The organism is Flavobacterium azizsancarii, from assembly GCF_027980145.1.
In the GTDB taxonomy this organism is placed as follows: domain Bacteria; phylum Bacteroidota; class Bacteroidia; order Flavobacteriales; family Flavobacteriaceae; genus Flavobacterium; species Flavobacterium azizsancarii.
Genome location: NZ_JAMZNK010000002.1, coordinates 1 through 23,683, shown reverse-complemented (window position 1 = coordinate 23,683; position 23,683 = coordinate 1). Strand labels below are relative to the sequence as shown.

The window sequence follows — 23,683 nt, the reverse complement described above, 5'->3', positions numbered from 1 at the left end:
CTCAGTCCCTTAGCAGCTTAGAACCTTTAAATTAAAAATTATGAATATTCCATATCAACCAAAATTACCTGAAACGAACCAACCGATTATCATCATCGGAGCAAGCGGAATCGTTAAAGATGCGCATTTACCTGCTTATGAAATGGCCGGTTTTACTGTTTTTGGTATTACCAACAGAACGATTTCTAAAGCGCATGATCTGGCGAAACAATTTAAGATTAGCCATGTTTTTGAAAATGTAGCTGATGCAGTTAAAAACGCGCCATCAAATGCTGTTTATGACATTACAGTCCTGCCTGATCAATACATCGAAATATTAGAACAATTACCTGATGGCGCTGCAGTTTTGATTCAGAAACCTATGGGAAATGATCTCGCTCAGGCACGTGAAATTGTTGCGGTTTGCGAACGAAAAAATCTGGTCGCGGCAATTAATTTTCAATTGCGTTTTGCGTCATTCGTAAGCACTGCAAGACATTTAATCAACGAAGGAATTATTGGCGACTTGTATGATTTTGAATTTAAAGTTACTGTAAACACACCTTGGGAGTTGTTTCCGCTGATTAAGGAACATCCCAGATTAGAAATTCTTTTTCATAGTGTTCACTATATCGATTGCATCAGATCGTTTTTGGGAAATCCGAAGAGTGTCATGGCAAAAACGGCCAAACATCCGCTAAAAAAACTATCCTCTTCTCGTTCTACCATCATTTTAGATTATGGAGAAGACAAACATGTTGTGATTAATACAAATCACGATCATCATTTTGGCCCTAAACATGAGGAAAGCTACATCAAATGGGAAGGAACAAAAGGTGCGATAAAAGCTAAAATGGGATTATTAATGAATTATCCCGATGGTTTGCCTGATGAATTTGAATATGCTTTAGCAAACGAAAAAGGGCAATACGAATGGAAAAAAATCGAACTCGAGGGTTCGTGGTTTCCCGAAGCTTTCATAGGAACAATGTCCAACCTAATGCGTTTTAAAGAAGGTTCTGATACTAAACTTTTAACCAGTGTTCAGGATGTTCTCGACACGATGAAGGTAGTTGAAGCCTGTTATATCAGTAACAAAAATGGAGGGGTTGCTCTTAGCGAATTATAAATTAATCGAAAGTCATAAAATCAAAAGTGATTGACTTTTGACTTTATCACTTTGAAACTTTCAAACAAAAAATATATGTATTTCAAATCAACATTTTTCGAAGATTATCACATTGGCGATAAACGCGTCACTTTTGGCAGAACGATTACCGAAACCGATTTTGTGGTTCACGCGGGTCATACAGGCGACTTTTTCCCGCATCATATGGATGAGGAATGGTGCAAAACACAACCTTTTGGTCAACGTATCGCGCACGGAACTATGGTTTTTAGCATTGGCATTGGCCTGACCGCATCTGAAATTAATCCGGAAGCTTTTTCTAAAGGATATGACAGAATGCGATTTGTAAAACCTGTGCACATTGGCGATACCATCCATTCTGAAATCACGATCTCAGAAAAAGGCGAAGCCAAAAAACCGGATATGGGAACTGTAACTGAACACGTAGAAATTCTCAATCAAAAAGGTGAAGTCGTTCTCGTTTGTGATCACCTATTATTGGTGAAAAAAAATATTTTATGAGGTAGAAAGGTTTCTATACTTTGAATATAAAACGAAAACCTTTGGACCTCTGTCTCTTGCCTCTTTGAACCTATTAACTAAAAAAAACTATGCAAATAACCAACCAAACTGGCGACCAACACGAAGTCGCTACAGAAAAAGGAACAGGAACAAAATACCTTTTGCCTTTTATATTAATTACAAGTTTATTTTTCCTTTGGGGAATGGCTCACAATCTGGATTCTATTTTAATTCCGCACTTAAAAAAGGCTTGTGAATTAAACAATCGTCAATCGACTTTGATTGATACGGCAGTATTTTTCGCCTATTTTATTATGGCAATTCCTGCCGGAATGTTAATCAAACGCTTTGGTTACAAAAACAGTATTATTACCGGCTTATTGGTTTTCGCGGCAGGCGCTTTTCTATTTGTTCCTGCAGCAAACACCAGAACTTACGAATTGTTTTTGTTTGCTTTATTTGTAATTGGCTGCGGGCTAACTATTCTGGAAACCAGCGCAAATCCGTATGCTGCGATTTTAGGACCTCCGGAATCCTCATCAAAACGATTGAACTTAGCAGCTTCTTTTAATGGTTTGGCTGCGATGGTCGCACCAATTGTGGGTTCTTTATTTATTCTTTCGGGAACCAATCATACACCGGAACAAATGGCTGCAATGCCAGATGCAACAAAGGCTGCTTATTTATTAGAAGAAGCTTCATCTGTAAAGTTACCTTATATTATTTTGGGAACTGTACTTGTTTTGGTGGCAATCTTATTCTATTTCATGCATTTGCCTTCGATGAAAGCACAACATGCAGAGGTTGAAGTAAAACCGGGATTCTTCTCTGTATTAAAATTTCGTCATTTAAGCTGGGCAGTTGTAGCTCAGTTTTTCTATGTTGGAGCACAAGTTTGTATCACAAGTTTCTTTATTAGAATTGCGCAGCAAGGCGCAGGATTAGACGAAAAAACAGCGGGATATTACCTTGGTATTTATGGTTTTCTGTTTATGGCAGGACGTTTTATTGGGACATTCTTTCTAAAATTCGTTAAAGATTATGTCTTGCTTTCGATCTATTGCGTTTGCAGTATTTTATTGTGTATGGTAGCCATTTACGGAACAGGAATATATGTAATTTATGCGCTTGGCGGAATCGGATTCTTTATGTCGATTATGTTTCCAACGATATTCTCTTTGGGTATTGTGGGCTTAAAATCAAATACAGAAACAGGTTCTTCATGGTTAGTAATGTCGATTGTTGGCGGAGCAATCCTGCCATACGGAATGGGAACTCTAATCGATATGAAACATGATGATATTCAATCCGGATATATTATTCCCTTGTTGTGTTTTGTTATCATTCTATCATTTGGAATCTACGGACATAAAGTAAAAGCTTTGAAATAATTTTATAAAAAAGGTTTGAATCAAAAACATCTGATTCAAACCTTTGTCAATTTTACTTCTATTTGCAGTTTTACTGGCTTAAAGCATAAATGTATCCCGTAACAATTTCCCCCTTTTTAAATTGAAATTGTATCTGAATACGTTTGTAATAATCTTCTTCAAAATCATACAAATGTTTGATTAGTGGAGTTTTTTTTTAAACACATAGAAACATAGATTTCCTTTTCTTAAAAAAGGCGTTTCACTTTATATTAATTCACATAGCGATGTGCAATAAACGCGTTTATTTATTCTTCAATCCACTCTAAATTTATCCTCTTTCTTCTATACTCTATACTCTTTATTCTTTATTCTTTATTCTTTATTCTATACTCTTTATTCTATACTCTTTATTCTATACTCTTTATTCTATACTCTTTATTCTATACTCTTTATTCTATACTCTATACTCTATACTCTATACTCTATACTCTATACTCTATACTCTATACTCTATACTCTATACTCTATACTCTATACTCTATACTCTATACTCTATACTCTATACTCTACAAAACTAAAACTCCAACACCGGCACTTTCATATCATGATACAAAAGCACTTTCCAATGCTGTTCTTTGGCTTCCTGTTCCCATTTTTTTCTCGATTCCATAGCACGTTTACCATTGTAATCTGTTTTGTAAGCAACATGAAGTTTTAAATAAGCTTCTTGTGGCAAATCATCAGCGCCGTAAAAAGTAATCTCATTGTTTTCCCTAATCCAGAAAACCTGATGAAATGGTGAATGTCCGGCAGAAACTTTATAGAAAATTTCGTCCGTTATTTGCCCTTTATCGTATTGCAGCATTTCAACATTAGAAAATTGTTTTATTTGATTTAATATACTTAAATTATAAGAGGGATGTTGTTGTTCGAGAGCAAATTCAAGCTCTCTTTTTTGCAGATAAATGGTTGCATCTGGAAAATTTTGAATAAAAGTTTCTCCGTCAAAATAACCAATTCCTTCGATATGATCTTTATGGAAATGCGAAATCAGGACTTTTGTAATTTGTTCGGGCAGAATGTTATGACTTTCCAGTAAATGATGAATCAAAGGTTTTCCGTTTTTATTCACTCCTAACCCCAGATCTAAAAGGATATAATCATTTTCAGTAACAACCAAAAAAGGCTGAATTGCCATTTTAAGTCCTGAATCTGACGGGAACTCATTAATAAGTTTAAACTCCTTATCCTTGTTTACAACGTAATTCCCTTCTTGTAATGGTATTATTTTCATTTTACTACAATCATTATTTGTTACAAAGGTCTAAAGAATTTCTATATTTGTAAAACCTTATTTTTCGATAGCATCAATCGATAAAACCGATTTACAAAAATGGAACTCAGACAACTTAGATATTTTCTAAAAGCAAAAGAATTGCTCAACTTTACTGAAGCGGCTAATAGTTTAAATATTAGCCAAAGTACTTTATCGCAACAAATTAAACAACTTGAAGACGAATTACAAATTCCACTTTTTAACCGAATAGGAAAACGAATTACATTAACAGAAGCCGGAGAATTATTCTCTGTTTATGCCTTGCAAAGCACGAGTAAAGCAAATGAAGGTCTTCAGTTATTAAAAGACCTGAACAACCTGAATACCGGAAAAATTGCGATTGGCGTTACCTATGCATTACGGGATATCGTGACTCAAACCCTCGTTAAATTCAATGATCAATATCCTAAAATCGAATTCGAAATTGTTTTTGGAACTTCTAAGGAATTAATAGAAAAATTAAACCATTTTGAATTGGATATCATTCTTACTTTTGAAGAGATTCTTACCGAAAATCATTTTAAGTATCAAACTCTTTTTACGTCTCCAATGACGCTCGTAACTTCAACAAATTCAGATTTAAAAAGCAGGAAATCGATATCTTTAAAAGAAATTAGCAAACTCTCTCTTGCGCTTCCCGCCAAAGGGTATAGCACAACTCAATTTATTAATGATGCTTTTAATAAAAACAATCTGCATCCAAAAGTCGCTATCGAAATCAATGACATTCCTACTTTATTAGAACTCGTGAAAAGCGGTAAATGGTACACGATTCTTACCCAGACTACGATTAAAAATGAAAAAGAGATAGTATGTATTCCAATTGAGGGTAAGAATATGACACGAACTGCTATGCTAATTTCTATAAAAGAAGTATACGAAAAGAAAGCGGTAAAGGTGTTTTTGGATATTTTAAAATCGTTAGTTTAAGGTATGAAAAAATCTTCAACAAATTTATTAAAAGAATAAAGCCTCTCCTAACCTATTTACAGCATCGGTTTTAGATCGTTTATTGTTCACACTTTGCAATAAACAAAGGTTTTTCTGTTGGTTTATTAAATTCTGTTTTTTCGACTTTTACAGGATTTAGCATCTCAACTTCTACCCCTTTTCTCATAAGATCATTAATTTGCCAGGGCATCAAGGCAGCCTTTATTTTTGTAATCATCTCCTCTGCAATATCATCCCGATCCGTTACAATTGGTTTCCCTCCCTTTGTGTCCTGAATGATATATTTTTCGTTTTGTTTTATAATTTCAATTTTAAACGGGGCTTTTACATTTGGATCAATAAAGATTCTATAGTTCGAAAACTTGTCTGATAATTGAAAAGTGTAGACATTTGACGCAACCGGATATTTTATATTATCTGAAAAATCAATTGCTATTTCCGGAGAAACTAACTTTAATTCAGCCTTTTTGTCCGCAATATTTGTTTCGAAATCCCGATCTAAACAACCCCACTTTTCATCAAACAAAGGCTGGTAAACGGGTTGTTTTAATTTATTTTTTGAAACAGAAACATAAAGATTTATTTGACCTGAAGGACTAAATTGAACATTTTTATTGGTCGGATTACCCTTAATTGCATACACACTAAAAATTGATTTGTTCTCCGTATTAATTTCTAATTTGATCTTATCCTTTGACTCTTCCGTCCAATTTCCTTGTAGCGGAGTTCCGCCGGCATAAAATACAATAAAGGTATGGTCCGGTAAAACAAATAAACTGGAACTCTGAATATCTACTCCTCCATCTTTAAGAGAATAACTGCCTACAAATTGCGCATTGATATTGGTAATGGCAGCAATAAATAAAATAAATGCACTTGTAAATAATTTCATATTTCCTTTTTTTGATTTAATTTCTGGACATTTAGCTAATATAAACAATAATCGATTAGTAATAAGGATGTTTTATATTCCATACAATAATTTAAAAATGTTTCTATAATTAAAAAAAACAATATAAAATACAAAAAAAAAAACCTTCCAAAAACATGAGTTCCGGAAGGCTTTTTTACAAACAACGATTAACTAAAACTTACGGTTTAAGTTCTGTAAACTTTGAATCTAACTCAAAAGCTTTCTTTACTTTTTCGACCGTAATTTCTTTTGCTACTGAAAATTCTGCTGTCTTTTTGATATCTAATGACGAAGCTCCAACCAAAACTTTATACGTTCCGGCTTCTGCAATCCAGGCACTTTTATTTTCTAAAAATGAAGCAAGATCTTTTGCAGATAAAGTCAATTTTAGTGTTTCGCTTTCTCCCGGTTTTAATTCTTTGGTTTTACCAAAAGCTTTCAATTCTTCTTTTGGTTTATCAATAGACTTTGATGGTGCAGCAAGATAAATTTGTACTACTTCTTTTCCGGCTGTTTTTCCTGTATTTTTTACAGTAACTGAAACCGTTAATTTATCATTGAATGTTGGTGAACTCAATTTCACATCTGAAAAATCAAAATTAGTATACGAACTTCCAAAGCCAAATTCATAAGATGGTTTGACATTAAAAGTATTATAATAACGATACCCAACATAAACTCCTTCTTCATACGTCACTTCTTTTGGATTATTAGCAGGAAATCCCGGGAAGTTTTTAGCTGAAGGTGTATCAGAATATTTCACTGGGAAAGTCATAGTAAGTTTTCCGGATGGATTTATTTTCCCCGAAACTACATCTGCAACAGAGTGTCCGCCTTCCTGACCTGGCTGCCAGGCTAACAAAATAGCATCTACTTTATCTTTCCATGAAGCTGTTTCGATTACACCGCCTATATTTAAAATAACCACTACTTTTTTTCCTTTTGCATGAAAAGCTTTTGAAATTTTATCCAGCATTTCAATTTCTTCATTTGCGAGATTAAAATCATTGTCCACAACTCTGTCTCCTCCTTCTCCGGAGTTTCTCCCTAAAGTCACAAAAGCGATTTCAGAACTTGCTGCTTTTTTAGCAATAAAAGCATCGTCCATTTTCATTTCAGGAAGTCTTTCAGGCAAAGCCAAAATTCCTTTTATTTTTCTTCGCTCTTTTTCAGCAACAAGTTCTTTTTCTGCGTGAGGTGTGTATAAATCAACCACTTCTTTGTCTAATTTATAACCCGCAGCATTCAAACCTTCTAAAAGCGAAACTGTATGTTTATTATTCACACTTCCGCTTCCTGTTCCGCCTGTAATCCAGGCATAAGAAGTAACACCAAATAAAGAAACTTCTTTTTGTTTTTCAGCAAAAGGCAATGCTTTATTTGTGTTTTTAAGCAAAACCATTCCTTCTGCCGCAGCATTTCTTGTTACCTCGGCATTCTTAGTCAAGTTCGGTTTATCGCTGTATTTATATTTTGTGAAAGTTGGTGTGCGAAAAATATATTCTAAAATTCTTTTTGCATTTGTATTGGCCACTTCCTGAGATATTTTTCCCGAGTTCAAAGCTTCTAATAATGCTTTTTTCTGAACTGGAATTCCTGGCATCAAAAGATCGTTTCCGGCGATCATTTGTTGTACTACATCAGAACTTGAACCATTCTGTATCGATTCAAAACCTGCAAAACCTCCAAACCAGTCCGTCATCACAATTCCTTTAAAGCCCCATTCGTTTCTCAAAACCTGGGTTAGCAAATCTTTACGTTCAGAAGTATAAGTGCCATTCAATTTGTTGTAGGAGGACATTACCGTCCAGGGCTGAGATTCTTTTACCGTGATTTCAAAACCTTTTAAATATATCTCTCGAATAGCTCTTTCAGAAACGTGCGCATTGATTGTTAATCGGTTGGTTTCTTCATTATTAACTGCAAAGTGTTTGATCGAAGTTCCTACGCCTTGCGACTGAATTCCGTTTACTATTGCCGCCGCCGTTTTTCCAGAAATCAAAGGATCTTCAGAATAGTATTCGAAATTTCTTCCGTTCAAAGGATTTCTTTGAATGTTCAGTGCCGGTGCTAATAAAACGTCAACGCCATATTCTTTTACCTCATTACCCATTGCTTTTCCAACCTCTTCTAAAAGCGTTTTATTCCAGGTCGATGCCAAAGCTGTACCTACAGGAAATGCGGTTGCATAATACGTTTTTGAATCATTTTCTCTTGTCGGTTCAATTCTTAAACCTGCAGGTCCATCAGCAACAACAGTCGCAGGAATTCCAAATCGCTCAAAAGAAGCCGTTCCTCCGGCAGCTCCGGGAACCAAACCTTGCTTAGAATCTCCAACAGGACCTGTCAAAACTTCTATTCCGGGCATTCCTGTTCCTATAAGCAGTTCTACCTTTTCGGCATTGGTCATTTGTTTGATAATTGAATCAATTCGCTGATCAACAGAAAGGCGTGTGTCTTCCCAAATGTCTAATTTCCCATTTCTGTTAGAATCAACAAATGTAAATCCCTTAATGGTTAAAAGCGGTGGGTTGTTTTCATCGTTTGGAATGGTTTTCCATGATAAATTTGAAAGTACTAAAGCAGTCAAAAGTGATACTCTGGCAGTTTTGGTAAAGCTTGGTTTCATAGTTAGAAATATTAAATTGTTTTGGAAAAAATAGTAAAGCTTTTACTGGTGATATTTCATTGCTTCATATAGAAGCAATATTAAACACTTTTTTTTACATCAACAAATAAATCAGCTTAAAATTTCGTTCATCTCAATTATAAATATCTAAAAATGAGTCATTCCCAATAATTACGGTTTATCATTAAGAACGACAACAGAAAAGTACTTTATAGATTTATTCCTTTTTTTTGTTAAAAAGGAAGTTTAGATTTTTTAATTTGATTTATAGTTTACAAAAACTGTAAATTTGAAAATAAATCAATGCAATGGAATTTAAAAAAATACTTGAAAAACAATCTGAAGAATCGTGGAAAACATACATTCCGACACTTTCTATTGATTGTGTTATTTTTAGTTTTCATGAAACTACTCTTCAGGTTTTAACCGTTAAGATGAAAGATCAGGATCTATGGGGGCTTCCGGGTGGTTATGTTCAAAAAGAAGAAAATGTCGATGATGCTGCAATTCGTATCCTGAAAGACAGAACGGGAACGGAAAATATCTATCTGCAGCAATTTTATACTTTTGGAAATTTAAATCGCTCTGAAAGTGCGTTTGAAAAATATGATGATAATTTATGGTACAAGCAACGTTTTGTTTCGATAGGTTACTACGCTTTAGCAGAACATTCAAAAGTCAATCTGATCGTCGATGAGTATTCTTCGGCTTGTGAGTGGAAATCTATCGAAGATTTACCTCCGTTTATGATGGATCACAGAACAATTTTCGATAAAGCATTGCTTACCTTACGCGAACAATTAAACAATCATCCAATTGGGTACAATCTTTTGCCTGAGAAATTTACGATGCCGGAACTTCAAAAATTATATGAAGCTATTTTGAGCAAAAAACTAAATCGAGGTAATTTTTATCGTAAAATACTAAGATATGATATTTTAACTAAACTGGATGAATCCAGAAAAGGAGGCGCTCATAAAGCTCCGGATTTATATCGTTTTGATTTAGATAAATATGATGTTGCCTTAAAAGAAGGCCTAAAAGGAAACTGGTAAAATAAGATTATTACAAGATAACAGGTTTAAACAAATGCAGTTCAGCAATTGTAAAGACCTCAATATAAAGTACATTATTGTAAAACAAAAACGCCTCGTAATTTGAGGCGTTTTTGTTTATTCATATTTTAATTAATGGTGATTATCATGCGAATGATTCTGATCTTTATTAGAATTTCCTTTACCGTGATTTGAATTATTATTTTTTGAATTCCCGTTATAATTTTTCTGACTGTTATTTTGTTTATTACTCTTATCCGGTTTATTCCCTCTATTTTTTTGAGGAGGTCCCTGATAACCTTTTGGATAATTGTTTCTGTGTTTTTTATGATATGTATATGGAGCATCTCCCTTATAATCATTAACCACTACTTTATAACCTCCATATAGATCATAATTTCTGTATCTTGAAGGCAATCTGTTCTCTCTAATCCATTTACCGTTATTATCATAAATAAACTGACTTTGGTTTACATCATAATAAACATCAATATCCGGTAAATAGTAATATCTGCTATTGTCATAACCTTGCGGGCCCCAATTTGGCGGTGTACCAATATTTACATTGATCGAAACTTGCGCATGTGCAAAAACACTCATCAAAAGTATTAGTGCGATTCCTAATTTTTTCATTTTTGTAGTATTAAGTTATTTGATTTGAAACAAAGCGAAAGTAATGCCATTTATTAGCCTTTATCCTATTGATTATACGAAAGGGCAAAACCAATCGACGAATAGTAACTCACAACCGATAAAAAGTTAAAATAAAAAAGGCTGTATAAAAATTTCATACAGCCCTCTAAACCAATTAATTAATTTGTTTATTTCCATCCTCCCCCTAAAGCTCGGTATAAATCAACTACAGCTTGTAATTTCTGTAAATTATCATTTACACCGCTCAATTGAGCTGCTAAAAGGTTTTGTTCTGATGTTAATACATCTGTATAATTAGTAGAAGAACTATATTCTAAAAGCTGTTGTGTATAATCAACGGCTTTCTCTAAAGCTTCGATTTGTTTCTCTCTGGAATCTTCTTTGGCTACCGCCATTTCATACGCATACATGGCATTAGAAACTTCCTGACCTGCAACCAAAAGACTTTGTTGGAAATTATTAAAAGCCTGCACTTGTCTTGATTGTGCGTTTGTCAATCTGGCTTTATTAAGTCCCTGATTAAAGATAGGCTGAGTTAATCCTCCTATTATAGAATAAAAAATAGACTGATCGAAGAAATTCCTTAATTGCAAAGTCGACAAACCACCACTTGCTGTAAGTGTTAAACTTGGATAAAAATAAGTTTTAGCCAGATTAGTAGTCTCAAAAGCGGTTCTGAAATCAAATTCAGCCTGACGAACATCCGGACGGTTTTCTAACAATTGAGCTGGTAAACCTATCGCAAGTTTTTCAGGAATTACCTGATCTCCTATGGTTCCTCTTTCAATTGGTCCTGAAGCTTGTCCTAATAAAATATTAAGCGCATTTTCAGTTTCACGAATACTTCTTTTCAAATCGGGGATCAAAACTTCTGCTGCATGCTGGTTGGCCTCACTTTGTACAACAGACGCTCCTGTAACAATTGCTCCTTCTTTTAAAGCTTTTATAACTTCAACATTTTTAATACGGCTTTCTAACGTTGCTTTTGTAATTTCTAATTGCCTGTCATAAGAAAGTAATAAAAAATAATTATTTGCAATATCTGATATCAATTGTGTCTGAACCGCTTGTTTGGCTGCATCTGTAGAAAGATACGTTGCTAAAGCTGCTCTTTTAGAACTACTTAATTTTCCCCAAATATCAGCTTCCCACGAGGTACTTAAACCTAATTTATAGGTCGTTGTGAGTGTATTGATATTAATTCCTGCCGGAAAGTTTAATGCTGCTTTAGACTGCTTATTGCGTGTTGCATTTGCATCAAAATCCAGAGTTGGATAATACGCCAGTTTCGTTTGACGCAAGGTCGCACGTGCCTGAACAATATTTTCGATCGCATTCTTTAAATTCAGGTTTTGATCTAATCCTTTTTGAATTAAAGCATTCAGTTTTTGATCTTTAAAAACTGTCTGCCAAGGCATATTTGCAATCGTAGTCGAATCGGCAGAGACCTGATCACGATACAACTTATCTGTAGAAATAGCTGTGGGGCGTTCGTACTTTTTAGCAACGCAGCCACTTAAAAGTGTGACTGCGACTACCATTAGAATATATTTATTTGTACTATGAGTCATTTTTTCTTAATTAAATTATTACTCTTTATGAGCTTCGATTAGCTGTACTTCCTCGTCATCATCTCCATCGTCATACCCCTCTCTTGCCGGACCACTAATTTTTTCCTGTAAAGTCTGGAAAATGATAAACAATATCGGAATAACAAATACTCCTAAAACTGTTCCAATTAACATACCTCCGACAGCTCCTGTACCAATTGATTTGTTTCCTACAGCTCCTGCTCCCGACGCAAACATTAAAGGAACAAGTCCTAAAATAAAGGCGAAAGAAGTCATCAAGATTGGTCGCAAACGTGCTACGGCTCCTTCGACTGCTGCTTGTACGATTGGCATTCCTTTACGCCTTCTTTCCAAGGCAAATTCGACAATCAAAATACCGTTCTTCGCCAACAATCCAATCAACATGATTAAGGAAATCTGTAAATAAATGTTACTGTTTAATTTGAATATAATCGAGAACAAATAAGCTCCTGCTAAACCAAACGGAATGGATAATAATACTGCAAATGGTAAAATATAACTCTCATATTGTGCACTTAACAAGAAGTAAACAAAGACAAGACATAAGATAAAGATAAAAACAGTTTCACTTCCTGATGCTAATTCCTCACGTGTTAAACCGGAGAACTCATAACCATAACCTGTAGGCAGCTCTTGTGCAGCAACTTCCTGAATGGCTTTAATTGCATCTCCTGAACTAAAACCAGGATTTGGTGCTCCTGTAATCGAAATAGAAGAGAAAAGGTTAAACCTTGAAATTGATTCCGGTCCAAATACTCTGGTCATTTTTACAAACTCAGTAATTGGTGCCATATTTCCTGCTACATTTCGAACAAAAATCTTGTTTAGTCCTTCTGTATTGGTACGGAATTCCGGCGAAGCCTGAATCATAACACGATATTGTTTTCCAAATTTATTAAAATTCGAAGCATACAAACCTCCATAATAACCCTGCATCGTAGACAAAATCGTATTAATAGAAACTCCTGCATCTTTTGCTTTTGCCAAATTAATATCCATCATATATTGAGGGAAACCTGGATTAAAAGGTGTTGTTGCATATTGTATTTCAGGACGTTTTGATAATTTTTCTAAAAAATCCTGATTTACTTTAAAGAATTCTGCTGTCGTATGACCACCTTTGTCCTGCAACTGAAATTCGAATCCACCACTTTGTCCAAATCCTGAAATTGTTGGTGGTGAGATAAAGAATATATTGGCTTCACGAATACCACTAGTTTTGGCAAAAAGCTGACCAATTACATCATTTACACTTAAATCACGTTTTTCCCATGTTTCAAGTCTTACAATTACCATACTGTATGCGCTTCCCGCTCCGGCTGTAAAGTTTTGTCCTACAATACGTAGTGTGTTTTTTACCCCGGGAATGGTATGTGCAATACTGTCTACTTTTTTCGCTATTACATCAGAACGTTCCATAGAAGCTGATGGCGGTAAACTAATATTAGCAAAAACAACTCCTTGATCTTCCGCAGGAACGAAAGCTGACGGTGTGGTTTTCATCATATAAAATAACGCTGAACCTGCAATTATAATCGCCGCCAATACGATCCATTTTTTTACTGAAAGAAATTGAACCGAACGTTTGTATTTGCCCGTAACATTATCAAATGCAACGTTAAACGATGTATAAAATCTTTGAATAAAACTTTTATGTTTGTGATCATCAGCGTGTGGCTTTAAAAGCAAAGCACACAATGCCGGACTTAAAGTCAATGCATTAATCGCCGAAAGTATAATCGCCACGGCTAATGTAATACCAAATTGTTTATAGAAAACCCCGGTAGAACCTGTAATGAAAGTAACCGGAATAAATACGGCAGACATTACCAGTGTGATGGATATAATTGCTCCGGAAATTTCATCCATTGCATCAATGGTTGCTTTTTTAGAAGATTTATAACCGTGATCCAGTTTAGCATGCACCGCCTCGACGACGACAATGGCATCATCGACCACAATACCAATGGCAAGAACCATCGCGAAAAGCGTTAATAAGTTGATTGTAAATCCGAATAAATTCAGGAAGAAGAACGTTCCTACGATCGCTACCGGAACTGCGATAGCCGGAATTAATGTTGATCTAAAATCTTGAAGAAAAATAAATACTACGATAAAAACCAGGATAAAGGCTTCGACCAAAGTATGGATTACTTTTTCGATAGAAGCATCCAAGTTTTCATTAACGTCAACAAGAATAGTATATTTTACTCCTTTTGGGAAGTTCTTGGCAGCGTCTTCAATAAGTGCTTTAGAGTTGTTGATTACATCACGTGCATTTGATCCGGGAGTCTGGCTAATTGCCATTGCCGCAGATTCTACACCGTTTGTTTTAATTGTTGAGGAATAACTCAAAGATCCTAACTCAACTTTAGCAACATCTTTTAATCGCAACATTTGTCCGTTACCAACAGACTTGATAACAATGTCTCCAAATTCCTGTGAACTGGTTAAACGACCTTTATATTTTATTACATATTGAAATGCCTGATCTCCATTTTCACCAAATTTACCAGGTGCAGCTTCTATGTTTTGCTCTGCTAAAACAGCCGAAATATCACTTGGAATCAGTTTGTATTGTTGCATGATGTCTGGTTTTAACCAGATTCTCATAGAATAATCTTTTGCACCAAAAACGGTTACATCTCCTACCCCAACTACACGCTGAATTTGAGGAACAAGGTTAATCTTAGCATAATTTTGAAGAAAGGTCTGATCATAAGCCGGATCATCACTATATAAAGAGAAAATCAATAAGTTACTACTCTGACTCTTTGTTACTGTTACACCAGCCTGAGTTACCTCTACAGGCAATAAACTTGTTGCTCTGGAAACTCTGTTCTGAACGTTTACCGCCGCTAAATCTGGATTTGTTCCTACTTTAAAGAAAATTTTAATAGAAGCATTTCCATCATTCGTTGCTGTAGAAGTCATGTAAGTCATGTTTTCTACACCGTTAATTTGTTCTTCAAGCGGAATTACGATACTTTTTAGTACAACATCTGCATTTGCACCTGTATAACTTGCTGCTACGTTTACTGTAGGCGGAGCAATATCGGGATACTGAGAAATAGGCAGCTCAACGAGGCCTAAAACACCTAAAATGACAATAATAACAGATATTACTGTCGAAAGTACAGGTCTTTGTATGAATATTTTAAACATTTTTTTTTATTTTAAGTCAGCGTAAACCGTTTCTGGATTCTGATTGTCAATTTTAATTTCGCTTCCGTCTTTTAGAGAAGCTACTCCTTCTAATACGATTTGATCTCCTGCTTTTAAACCACTTTTTACTACATAATAAGTTTTGGCTGTATTGTCCATCACGGTAATATTGACATTTTTCGTTTTACCGTCTTTCCCTACTGTAACTGCAAACATTTTATCCTGCAATTCAAATGTAGCACTCTGCGGAATTAATATTCCGTCTTTTACTTCATTCGGAATTCTTATCGTTGTGCTGCTTCCACTTCTAATAATTCCTTTTGGATTTGCGAAACGAGCTCTAATATTAACCGAACCTGTTTCTGTATTAATTAATCCATTTACGGTTTCAATACGCCCTTTTTCAGGATAAGTTGAACCATCTGAAAGTACTAATAAAACTTCCGGTAATTTTTTGATTTTTTCTGCTAATGTCGTTCCGGGAGTGTTTTTGGTAAACTCCAAAAGTACTTTTTCATTCATGGCAAAATACGCGTAAACGTTGCCAATACTCGAAACTGTTGTTAACGGATCAGCTGTGTTAGAACTCACTAAACTTCCTAAACGAAACGGGATTGACCCCACAACACCATTAACTGGACTTATTACTGTAGTATATCCTAAATTAACTTTAGCATTTACTAAAGCTGCATTTGCCTGTGCAAGCGTAGCCACAGCAGATTCATATGTATACTGTGCTGATTCAAGATCATATTTACTGATAATTCCTTTCTCTACAAGCGGTTTTACTTTATTTACAGCTAATTTTGCTGCGCTTAAATCTGCCTGAGCACTTTTTATACTTGCCGCTGCAGTACGAACTTGTTGTTCATATTCAGGAGCACTGATTTTAAATAATGGCTGACCTGCTTTTACAACAGCACCTTCATCAACAAATATCTTATCAATATAGCCTTCTACTCTTGGGCGGATTTCTATATTTTCCTGTCCCTGAATACTTGCAGGATAGTCTGTATATAATGTTGCTGATTGTGGCTGTAAAGTCACAGTTTTGTACTCTTTAACTTGTGGTGCACCTCCAGCCTGAGCTGATTTGTCATTTTTATTACCACACGATGCGATAATAACAGATGCTGCGAGAATGCTTAAAAAGGATTGCTTATTCATTGTGAAAAATGTGTAATTATCAATTTATATAGAAACAAAAGAACTAAAATATTACAAACAAAAAATTACCAATAGACGAAGCCCTAGAGATAATCGATAGATATAACGTGAGAACCGATAGAAGTTAATCCATTGCAATTAGGCACGTACAAATAAACTCATCGGCTCTAAATTGGTTTTTAAAGGTTCTGATTCTATTTTTGCCGATTGCTTTTATATCTTTTATAAATATAGTGTAATATTGTCATAAAATCCAAAAATAAAATGTCTCCAACCTTTTTTAAACCATACATATTCACCGGATTACATATCCTTGCCTGGTTATTATTAGGGTTTACCCTACTGTTTTACATACCTTTAACATGGAATATTGTGCTGCCAACAATCTTCTGGTTATGGCAATCTATTGTGCTGTTTTTTATGATTGTTATTTTTTATTCTAATGCACAGCTTATAGTTCCAAGAACAATTATAAGAGATAACATAAGTCCGTTTTTGTTATGGGCACTTTTTATCATTTTTGCCATGCAGTTTATCGCTTATATCTACAATTACAATACTGATTTGCATAGTAAACTGGCGGAAATTTTAGGTTTTAAAAAATATAGAAATGATTATTTTGACAACTATGTTTTCACAATTAGTCTCTTAGTTTTAGGTATTAGCACCAGTTGGGCGATGTTGCATCATTGGCAAAAAGCAGCTCAACACAAGCAAAAACTGGAACAGGATAAAACAATGGCTGAACTTGCTATGCTAAAGGCGCAGATCAATCCTCACTTTTTCTTTAATTCGCTTAACAGTATTTATTCACTTACTTATACCAATATCGAAGATTCTCGTGGTGCACTACACACCTTGAGCCGTATGATGCGATATTTGCTTTATAGTACAGAAGGCGAAAGAACTACTTTATTAAAAGAAGCAGATTTTATGAAAGATTTTATAGCTTTGATGAAGCTTCGCGCCAATAGTAAATTAACCATAACGACAGACATTCCGGAAAAAATAATCGATTATCCAATTGTTCCTATGTTGTTATTGCCTTTAGTCGAAAATGCTTTTAAACATGGCGTACATGCTACTGATAAGAGTGAAATACATATTAAACTGAGACAAAATGAAACTAATCTTGAATTTGAAGTGGAAAACACTTTCTTTGAGAAAACTTCTACTACGGATCAAGGCGGAATTGGATTAACAAACACCAAACGAAGATTGCACTTAATCTATCCTCATAAACACATTTTGACCTGCGGTGTCGATCAAAATGGCAAATACAGAGTAAATCTGCAAATAACTTTAGAACAATGATTGTATTAAAATGTATAGCAGTAGATGATGAACCACTCGCATTGAGACTTGTGGAGACTTTTATAGAACAAACTCCTTTTTTAGAATTAGCCTGCAGTTGTGATAATGCCGTTGAAGCTATGAGTTTAATACGAGAGCAGCAACCGGACATTGTTTTTTTAGACATTAATATGCCCAATTTAACGGGTATGGAACTTGCCCGACTTTTACAGGAACAGCCGGGACCATTGCCCAAAATTATCTTTACGACAGCCTATAATCATTATGCTATTGAAGGTTATAAAGTAAATGCCGTAGATTATCTTCTAAAACCGTTTAGTTACGAAGAGTTTTTGCGTGCGGCTAATAAAGTCCTGCAAATGTCTGAAGAAGCATCTAATCACTTTCAGTCTATAACGGCAGATGATGAATTTATCTTTTTGAAGGTAGAATATCAATGGGTCAGGATTTCTTTGAAAGATATTTTATATATCGAAAGCCTGAAAGATTATGTAAAAGTGCATCTCGAAGATTCGCAAAAATCAGTAATGTCCTTAATCTCTCTAAAAGCGCTGGAAGAAAAATTACCTGCATCAAAGTTCATGAGAATCAACCGTTCTTTTATTGTTGCATTAGAAAAAATAAATTCGATAAGTAAAAATTCAATATTCGTTAATAAAACCGAAATAACTGTTGGTGAACAGTATAAAGAGACTTTTAAAACCATTGTAGAAAAATGGTTGAAATAATTATAATATTAAAGTAACATGGAAAAAAGATCAAACAAATATTATCTTACGTTAAGTTTAAAAGAATACGCAAACGGCGAAACTGAGCCGGCAAAAGAACTTGGAATACAATTTGACAATCATGACGAAGTTTTCAGTATTATAGAAAAAATAAAAGATAAAAATATTTTTGAAGATCCTAATGATGCAACTCAATTTGCACTTGGATTAAAACTATTTAGTGAAGTGAAATTAAAGCATCGTAAAAACCCACTTTTTGATGAACTGAATGAAGTTTTTCCTGTTTTTATGAAAAAGCTGAAAAGTTTGTAATGAATAAACGTGATCTTGTCATTTAGTCGAATGAGAATTTTTCTGTGCTCATAAACATAATCTTAATCATTATCGAAGAGAGAAATCACATTATAAATTCTGTAAAGAAAATCGATAATCTTTGTTGAGTTACTTGTGCGATTTCTCTCTTCGATCGAAATGACAAAACAATTAATTCCTGTAAAGAAAATCGATAATCTTTGTCGAGTTACTTCTGTGATTTCTCTCTTCGATCGAAATGACAAAACATTGTATAATAAAAAATGCCTCATATATTGAGGCATTTTTTACTATTGAAAAAGGAATACAACTTAAGCTTTTGCTTTTCTTTTTACGGTACAACCAATTTCTTTTGTTTCGGTAATAGCTGGTTTCTGATTGCTTTTTAATGATGCAATCACATCTTCAGCATATTTTATTTTTTCTGTTTTAGTTCCTTCAGGATCATTATCGATTGCTCCCACATACTCTACAATATTTCCTTTAGCTGTTTTAGAAACAATATAAAGATGCGGCGTATGTTTTGCTCCGTATTGGTCTGTTACTACTTGTCCCTGATCGAATAAGTAAGGGAACGGATATTTTTTATCTTTTGCTAATTTTTGCATTTTATCAAAAGAATCTGCTTTCGAAGCTTCCGGATCATTCGGGTTAATCGCAATTACAGGATATCCTTGTGACTTGAATTTTTTATCTAGCTCAATTATTCTTTGTTCGTAAGCCACTGCATAAGGACAAGTGTTACAAGTAAAAACAACAATAAATCCTTTGGCTTTTGGGTAACTTTCAAAAGATACTTCTTTACCATCAACATTTTTTAATTTGAAATCCGGTGCTGTTTGCCCTGCTTTTAATGTCGCAGTTTGTGCCTGAGCAAATAAGATACTAAATACTAGTACCGTGACTGTAGTAATGAACTTTTGCATAATTTATAGTTTTTTATATTCAGTTAATAATTGTTCGTAGGTAAATTCAGTTTCAACAAATTTTCTTTTATCTCCTTTGATGAAGAGTGTTGCCGGAATACTTCCTGACCAGTTTTTGTCGATTCGGTCAATATATTCCTGAGGACTGCTTTCGTTTAACAGAAAAACTTCGCTTTTCATGTTTTTTCTCTTCACAAAGGGAATTACTGCCGAATTTAATTTTGATTTAAAATCAACACTGACTAATAACACAGCCAGTTTTTCTGATTTATATTCCGCGCCCACTTTTTCAAAATGAGGTAATTCCTTAATACATGGTGCACACCACGTTGCCCAAAAATTGACAACATAAGTACTGTCTTTTCCGTTTTTTATCCTTTCGTTGAGCTGATCAATGTTTAGCAACTTTACATTTTGACTGTATCCTGCTATCGAAAAAGCAAAGAATAATAAAGTACATATTTTAAAAGCGTGGATTTTCATATTCGTCATTGCTAAAATTAATTTTGCCTTACAAATATAATTTAATGACAAGTTACTTTTTGTTAATAAAAGTTTAATGCATTTAAATTTAGCCATTAAGGCGCTAAGACACGAAGCTTATTTTTTAGTATAGCTTCTTTTTGCTGCCAATTACAAATTCACATTATCAGAAATTCAGAATATTCTGTTGTTAATCTTCTATTTTTTTGATTATCTAATCATCTAGATTTCATGTAAATCTTATGATTTTACGACATTACAGAGTTCTATCCTGCCACATTCATCTTTATAAATTTAAGTTTATCTTTTTGCCACTCAAATTCCCACCAGAAAGAGTATTCATCACTAAATTCGCTCGGATATATGGATTCGCCAATTTCGGTACCTCCTCTACTGCTGTATTGTATCGTTATATTATTTTTATCAATTTTTAATTCATACGCCATAACATAATCTCCGTTATCGATAGTTACTGAATACAAACCTCTATTTTTCGACCAGTTCATATCTTCAAGATTTATCTTTGTCAAGGCTTCGGTTATATTCTTGTATTGTTCGTTTTGGGTAGAGAACGAATATCTATTCTTAAGGATCGTTTTATCATTAGAAAGTACAAACGATTTAAATGCTTTAAGCTCATTTATTAACTTGTCCCGTTCTGCTTTAAGTGCAGCGATTTTTTGCTGAAACATTTGTATATTTTGCTTCTCAATAGTGATCAATACAATTTTGTCATTGTTATCTAAAGACCTATACCAGTTCATATTAGAATAATAACTATCTATATCTCCCGTTTTGAATCTATATCCTTTTCTGGCATACAAATCATTTGAGAGAAAACGCAATTCATCAATACTTAGGTTTTCGATTTGTTCTGGTTTGATGTTTTTAGATAAACAGGTGGCACAATTTTTAATTAACTGTGCCTGTGCCGTACTGGAAAATACTAATATTGCAAGTACTATTTGTAGTTGTCTCATTCTTCTCAATTAATAAATTAAAGACGCAACGCTAAAGAATCTAACCTTTTATGCTCCTGTTCTATCATTTTTTTTAAAGGTTTAATTTTACTATAATGTATTGAATCCTGCTCGCCATTAATAAGTTTATGTTCCTTATCATCATTTATGACAATTACAATATCCGAACCATCATATTGAATACGGCGTTCGCTACTACTAATTTGGTCAAAATCTTCCAGATTTATAATACCTACTATTTTATTCCATGTTTTGGGTAAAGTTGCTTCTGAGCGTGTCTTTGTTTCCTTATAATTGGCCCATACATATTTTGTTGAATCTTTTGAAATCGTAATACTTGAACTTGCAGCGCCTTTACCTCCATTTTCGATACTATATGAAATGGAGGAAATCGGATTCACACTTTTTTGCGTACAGGAACTAAGTATTGCCAAAAACAGAGTCATTAAGAATGATAACTTAATTTTGTTATACATAAGGTATTTTAAAAATTTTTACGAATCAGGTTTTTAGGTTGTTAACAAACTTCAGAGATTCCATATTATCCATTTTAGTAAGAGACAAAATGCCGTTTTTATTCTCATTGATACTATTAATTCTAAAACAAAATTCATTTCCATCTTTGCCCATTAAAGTAATAAATTCAATAGTATCATCTGAACTGTTTCCACAGTTGTGCGAAACTGTATAACGATACATTACCTTAAAAATATCCTTGTCATAGTTATAAACTTTTCCATCCTGACTGAAAATCCATTTTGTATTTCGGTTTGCATCAACATACCAGGTTCCAATAATTTTTTTTGAAGAAGGATCTTGATTTTGGTTTTGCCCGAAGATTGTAGCAATCTGCAAAAGCAATAACATCACTAAAAATAGTTTTTTCATGATTTTTTATTGTTTAATGTTCTGTTTGAGTTTCACACTTAATATTTTGTTGCTCAGAGAAAAACTCCAATTGCCTAAAAACAGGAATCAACGATTTCCCTTTTTCAGATAAATTATATTCGATGTGAAGCGGTTTCAGTTTGATAATATTTTTATCTAAAATTTCAAAATCCTCAAGTTCACGAAGTGCAACTGCTATAGATTGTTTATTAGCCCCTTTAATATCTCTTAAAAGTCCGTTGAAACGTAAAGGTCCGCTTACTGCCAATAAAAAAATCTGTGGTTTCCATTTTCCGGACAGCAATTTTAGAAGTCCTTCTGCAGGACATTCATTTTCTTTTTCTAATTTATTTTCTGTAGTCATATTTTTTAGACTAATTGACTTATGATTAAAGATGAGCGAACTTTGCAGTAAAATTATAAAAATTAAAACCTAAGCGTAAATTTAAAACAGTTATTTATGAAAAGGTTGTTACTATTATTAATTCTGATTTTCGGTTTAAGCTGTCAATCGCAAATAACTTCAAAAATGAACGAAAACAAAACTAATCTGTTATTATGCGATCCTGTCACCGGAACATGCGAAATGCCTGGCGATGAAAAATTAAGTAAAAGTGTCTCTATTAAAACAGACAATAAACCTGTAAAAATAGTCTATTACACAGATCCTATTTGTTCGTCATGCTGGGGGATTGAGCCACAACTAAGAAAACTAAAACTAGAATATGGTAAATATATTGATATTGATTATCGAATGGGTGGTTTATTGCCTGATTGGTCTTATAACAGTGGCGGGATAAGCAAACCGTCAGATGTTGCCCATCATTGGGATGAAGCAAGTTTGCATTATGAGATGCCAATTGACGGAAATGTGTGGATTGAAGATCCTCTTGATTCTTCTTATCCGTCTTGTATTGCGATGAAAGCAGCGCAAATGCAGAGCAAGGATAAGGCGGTCTTATTTATGAGAATTCTTCGTGAGAAACTGTATCTGGAAAAGAAAAATATTGCAAAATGGGAAAATATTGCAGAAGCCGCTCAACTTACCGGCCTTGATGTGAACAAATTAAAAATTGATTACGAAAATAATGCGAAGATTCTATTTCAGGAAGATTTGAATTATGCAAAAACACTTGGCGTAAGAGGCTTTCCTACTTTGCTTTTTTATGATGGGAGTAATAATCGGTTAACGGTTTATGGTTCTAAACCTTATGCTTTTTATGAAAACGCCTTATTGTCTTTATTTCCAGATGCAAAAAAGAATCAATTTGAAGATCAAAATCCGTTATCGCTTTTTGAAATTTATCCTACTTTAACTCCAAAAGAATATGCTGTAATTCTGGATAAAACTTATGCTGAGGCGATAACTATTTTAGAAAATTTATTCGAAAAAGGAGAACTGAATAAACAATCTATCAGAAATGGTTCTCTTTATAGTAGAAAATAATCTAAAATTAAAAGTCGTGGAGACCACACGAGGGCACTGAAAAACATCCCTTATTTTTGATCAGGTTTATTTTTTAGACAATAAAAAACGCTTATAACAGGATTTAAAAATATCCGTTATAAGCGTTTTTCGTTTTATAA

General features: G+C 34.0%; 22 protein-coding genes. 9 read left to right on the top strand and 13 right to left on the bottom strand.

Annotation, left to right across the window (positions count from 1 at the left end; genetic code table 11):
* The first annotated feature begins 40 nt into the window (after positions 1–40).
* The 3 genes from NJT12_RS01375 to fucP all read left to right on the top strand — a co-directional run bounded on the left by NJT12_RS01375 (position 41) and on the right by fucP (position 3,021).
* Positions 41–1,108: a Gfo/Idh/MocA family protein gene (locus tag NJT12_RS01375; protein WP_271334136.1), complete on the top strand. Its 1,068-nt coding sequence runs from the start codon at positions 41–43 to the stop codon at positions 1,106–1,108.
* Positions 1,109–1,183: 75 nt separating this feature from the next.
* Complete coding sequence (locus NJT12_RS01370) at positions 1,184–1,630, top strand: MaoC/PaaZ C-terminal domain-containing protein (protein ID WP_271334135.1); 447 nt, start codon at positions 1,184–1,186, stop codon at positions 1,628–1,630.
* An 89-nt stretch (positions 1,631–1,719) separates the two neighbouring features.
* The gene (fucP, locus tag NJT12_RS01365; RefSeq protein ID WP_271334134.1) at positions 1,720–3,021 is read left to right on the top strand and encodes an L-fucose:H+ symporter permease; all 1,302 of its coding nucleotides are present in this window, start codon (positions 1,720–1,722) and stop codon (positions 3,019–3,021) included.
* Positions 3,022–3,577: 556 nt separating this feature from the next.
* Here the strand turns inward: fucP and NJT12_RS01360 are convergent.
* On the bottom strand, positions 3,578–4,297 hold the full coding sequence (locus NJT12_RS01360; RefSeq protein ID WP_271334133.1) for an MBL fold metallo-hydrolase: 720 nt from the start codon (positions 4,295–4,297) through the stop codon (positions 3,578–3,580).
* Positions 4,298–4,396: 99 nt separating this feature from the next.
* On the opposite strand from NJT12_RS01360, the gene NJT12_RS01355 reads away from it, so the two are divergent.
* Complete coding sequence (locus NJT12_RS01355; protein ID WP_271334132.1) at positions 4,397–5,269, top strand: LysR substrate-binding domain-containing protein; 873 nt, start codon at positions 4,397–4,399, stop codon at positions 5,267–5,269.
* 79 nt (positions 5,270–5,348) lie between these two features.
* Here the strand turns inward: NJT12_RS01355 and NJT12_RS01350 are convergent, their stop codons facing one another.
* Positions 5,349–6,182: a hypothetical protein gene (locus NJT12_RS01350; RefSeq protein WP_271334131.1), complete on the bottom strand. Its 834-nt coding sequence runs from the start codon at positions 6,180–6,182 to the stop codon at positions 5,349–5,351.
* A gap of 199 nt (positions 6,183–6,381) precedes the next feature.
* Positions 6,382–8,832 (bottom strand): glycoside hydrolase family 3 N-terminal domain-containing protein, encoded by a 2,451-nt coding sequence (locus NJT12_RS01345; RefSeq protein WP_271334130.1) that lies wholly within the window; start codon positions 8,830–8,832, stop codon positions 6,382–6,384.
* A 308-nt stretch (positions 8,833–9,140) separates the two neighbouring features.
* Here NJT12_RS01345 and NJT12_RS01340 point away from each other — a divergent pair, with 308 nt between their 5' ends.
* On the top strand, positions 9,141–9,887 hold the full coding sequence (locus NJT12_RS01340) for an NUDIX hydrolase (protein WP_271334129.1): 747 nt from the start codon (positions 9,141–9,143) through the stop codon (positions 9,885–9,887).
* 132 nt (positions 9,888–10,019) lie between these two features.
* On the opposite strand, the gene NJT12_RS01335 is transcribed toward NJT12_RS01340, so the two are convergent.
* From NJT12_RS01335 to NJT12_RS01320, 4 genes are all read right to left on the bottom strand, one after another.
* On the bottom strand, positions 10,020–10,520 hold the full coding sequence (locus tag NJT12_RS01335; protein ID WP_271334128.1) for a hypothetical protein: 501 nt from the start codon (positions 10,518–10,520) through the stop codon (positions 10,020–10,022).
* A 188-nt stretch (positions 10,521–10,708) separates the two neighbouring features.
* The gene (locus NJT12_RS01330) at positions 10,709–12,112 is read right to left on the bottom strand and encodes an efflux transporter outer membrane subunit (protein WP_271334127.1); all 1,404 of its coding nucleotides are present in this window, start codon (positions 12,110–12,112) and stop codon (positions 10,709–10,711) included.
* An 18-nt stretch (positions 12,113–12,130) separates the two neighbouring features.
* Complete coding sequence (locus NJT12_RS01325) at positions 12,131–15,298, bottom strand: efflux RND transporter permease subunit (RefSeq protein WP_271334126.1); 3,168 nt, start codon at positions 15,296–15,298, stop codon at positions 12,131–12,133.
* Between the two features lie 6 nt (positions 15,299–15,304).
* Positions 15,305–16,465 carry an efflux RND transporter periplasmic adaptor subunit gene (locus NJT12_RS01320; protein ID WP_271334125.1) on the bottom strand — a complete coding sequence of 387 codons (1,161 nt, stop codon included), beginning with the start codon at positions 16,463–16,465 and terminating at the stop codon, positions 15,305–15,307.
* Positions 16,466–16,729: 264 nt separating this feature from the next.
* On the opposite strand from NJT12_RS01320, the gene NJT12_RS01315 reads away from it, so the two are divergent.
* Genes NJT12_RS01315 through NJT12_RS01305 form a run of 3 tightly spaced genes read left to right on the top strand, consistent with a single transcriptional unit; the run spans position 16,730 to position 18,819 of the window.
* Positions 16,730–17,779, top strand: a complete 1,050-nt coding sequence (locus NJT12_RS01315; protein WP_271334124.1) for a sensor histidine kinase — start codon at positions 16,730–16,732, stop codon at positions 17,777–17,779.
* Positions 17,776–18,507 carry a LytR/AlgR family response regulator transcription factor gene (locus NJT12_RS01310; RefSeq protein WP_271334123.1) on the top strand — a complete coding sequence of 244 codons (732 nt, stop codon included), beginning with the start codon at positions 17,776–17,778 and terminating at the stop codon, positions 18,505–18,507. The genes NJT12_RS01315 and NJT12_RS01310 overlap by 4 nt, the downstream gene beginning before the upstream one ends.
* A gap of 18 nt (positions 18,508–18,525) precedes the next feature.
* Positions 18,526–18,819 carry a DUF3861 domain-containing protein gene (locus tag NJT12_RS01305; protein WP_271334122.1) on the top strand — a complete coding sequence of 98 codons (294 nt, stop codon included), beginning with the start codon at positions 18,526–18,528 and terminating at the stop codon, positions 18,817–18,819.
* Positions 18,820–19,130: 311 nt separating this feature from the next.
* On the opposite strand, the gene NJT12_RS01300 is transcribed toward NJT12_RS01305, so the two are convergent.
* The 6 genes from NJT12_RS01300 to NJT12_RS01275 all read right to left on the bottom strand — a co-directional run bounded on the left by NJT12_RS01300 (position 19,131) and on the right by NJT12_RS01275 (position 22,460).
* Positions 19,131–19,745, bottom strand: coding sequence for a thioredoxin family protein (locus NJT12_RS01300; protein WP_271334121.1), 615 nt, complete (start codon positions 19,743–19,745; stop codon positions 19,131–19,133).
* Positions 19,746–19,748: 3 nt separating this feature from the next.
* Positions 19,749–20,237 (bottom strand): TlpA family protein disulfide reductase, encoded by a 489-nt coding sequence (locus NJT12_RS01295; RefSeq protein ID WP_271334120.1) that lies wholly within the window; start codon positions 20,235–20,237, stop codon positions 19,749–19,751.
* Positions 20,238–20,494: 257 nt separating this feature from the next.
* Positions 20,495–21,208 (bottom strand): YARHG domain-containing protein, encoded by a 714-nt coding sequence (locus NJT12_RS01290; RefSeq protein ID WP_271334119.1) that lies wholly within the window; start codon positions 21,206–21,208, stop codon positions 20,495–20,497.
* Positions 21,209–21,225: 17 nt separating this feature from the next.
* On the bottom strand, positions 21,226–21,642 hold the full coding sequence (locus tag NJT12_RS01285; protein ID WP_271334118.1) for a hypothetical protein: 417 nt from the start codon (positions 21,640–21,642) through the stop codon (positions 21,226–21,228).
* A 67-nt stretch (positions 21,643–21,709) separates the two neighbouring features.
* Positions 21,710–22,096 (bottom strand): hypothetical protein, encoded by a 387-nt coding sequence (locus NJT12_RS01280; RefSeq protein WP_271334117.1) that lies wholly within the window; start codon positions 22,094–22,096, stop codon positions 21,710–21,712.
* Between the two features lie 13 nt (positions 22,097–22,109).
* Positions 22,110–22,460 carry a winged helix-turn-helix transcriptional regulator gene (locus tag NJT12_RS01275; RefSeq protein ID WP_271334116.1) on the bottom strand — a complete coding sequence of 117 codons (351 nt, stop codon included), beginning with the start codon at positions 22,458–22,460 and terminating at the stop codon, positions 22,110–22,112.
* A 165-nt stretch (positions 22,461–22,625) separates the two neighbouring features.
* Here NJT12_RS01275 and NJT12_RS01270 point away from each other — a divergent pair, with 165 nt between their 5' ends.
* Positions 22,626–23,543, top strand: coding sequence for a DsbA family protein (locus NJT12_RS01270; protein WP_271334115.1), 918 nt, complete (start codon positions 22,626–22,628; stop codon positions 23,541–23,543).
* Positions 23,544–23,683 lie beyond the last annotated feature (140 nt).

Excerpts from the sequence above, each read along its gene's own strand:
- NJT12_RS01375 (WP_271334136.1), top strand. The coding sequence starts at position 41 with ATGAATATTCCATATCAACCAAAATTACCTGAAACGAACCAACCGATT.
- NJT12_RS01370 (WP_271334135.1), top strand. The coding sequence starts at position 1,184 with ATGTATTTCAAATCAACATTTTTCGAAGATTATCACATTGGCGATAAA.
- fucP (WP_271334134.1), top strand. The coding sequence starts at position 1,720 with ATGCAAATAACCAACCAAACTGGCGACCAACACGAAGTCGCTACAGAA.
- NJT12_RS01360 (WP_271334133.1), bottom strand. The coding sequence starts at position 4,297 with ATGAAAATAATACCATTACAAGAAGGGAATTACGTTGTAAACAAGGAT.
- NJT12_RS01355 (WP_271334132.1), top strand. The coding sequence starts at position 4,397 with ATGGAACTCAGACAACTTAGATATTTTCTAAAAGCAAAAGAATTGCTC.
- NJT12_RS01350 (WP_271334131.1), bottom strand. The coding sequence starts at position 6,182 with ATGAAATTATTTACAAGTGCATTTATTTTATTTATTGCTGCCATTACC.
- NJT12_RS01345 (WP_271334130.1), bottom strand. The coding sequence starts at position 8,832 with ATGAAACCAAGCTTTACCAAAACTGCCAGAGTATCACTTTTGACTGCT.
- NJT12_RS01340 (WP_271334129.1), top strand. The coding sequence starts at position 9,141 with ATGGAATTTAAAAAAATACTTGAAAAACAATCTGAAGAATCGTGGAAA.
- NJT12_RS01335 (WP_271334128.1), bottom strand. The coding sequence starts at position 10,520 with ATGAAAAAATTAGGAATCGCACTAATACTTTTGATGAGTGTTTTTGCA.
- NJT12_RS01330 (WP_271334127.1), bottom strand. The coding sequence starts at position 12,112 with ATGACTCATAGTACAAATAAATATATTCTAATGGTAGTCGCAGTCACA.
- NJT12_RS01325 (WP_271334126.1), bottom strand. The coding sequence starts at position 15,298 with ATGTTTAAAATATTCATACAAAGACCTGTACTTTCGACAGTAATATCT.
- NJT12_RS01320 (WP_271334125.1), bottom strand. The coding sequence starts at position 16,465 with ATGAATAAGCAATCCTTTTTAAGCATTCTCGCAGCATCTGTTATTATC.
- NJT12_RS01315 (WP_271334124.1), top strand. The coding sequence starts at position 16,730 with ATGTCTCCAACCTTTTTTAAACCATACATATTCACCGGATTACATATC.
- NJT12_RS01310 (WP_271334123.1), top strand. The coding sequence starts at position 17,776 with ATGATTGTATTAAAATGTATAGCAGTAGATGATGAACCACTCGCATTG.
- NJT12_RS01305 (WP_271334122.1), top strand. The coding sequence starts at position 18,526 with ATGGAAAAAAGATCAAACAAATATTATCTTACGTTAAGTTTAAAAGAA.
- NJT12_RS01300 (WP_271334121.1), bottom strand. The coding sequence starts at position 19,745 with ATGCAAAAGTTCATTACTACAGTCACGGTACTAGTATTTAGTATCTTA.
- NJT12_RS01295 (WP_271334120.1), bottom strand. The coding sequence starts at position 20,237 with ATGACGAATATGAAAATCCACGCTTTTAAAATATGTACTTTATTATTC.
- NJT12_RS01290 (WP_271334119.1), bottom strand. The coding sequence starts at position 21,208 with ATGAGACAACTACAAATAGTACTTGCAATATTAGTATTTTCCAGTACG.
- NJT12_RS01280 (WP_271334117.1), bottom strand. The coding sequence starts at position 22,096 with ATGAAAAAACTATTTTTAGTGATGTTATTGCTTTTGCAGATTGCTACA.
- NJT12_RS01275 (WP_271334116.1), bottom strand. The coding sequence starts at position 22,460 with ATGACTACAGAAAATAAATTAGAAAAAGAAAATGAATGTCCTGCAGAA.
- NJT12_RS01270 (WP_271334115.1), top strand. The coding sequence starts at position 22,626 with ATGAACGAAAACAAAACTAATCTGTTATTATGCGATCCTGTCACCGGA.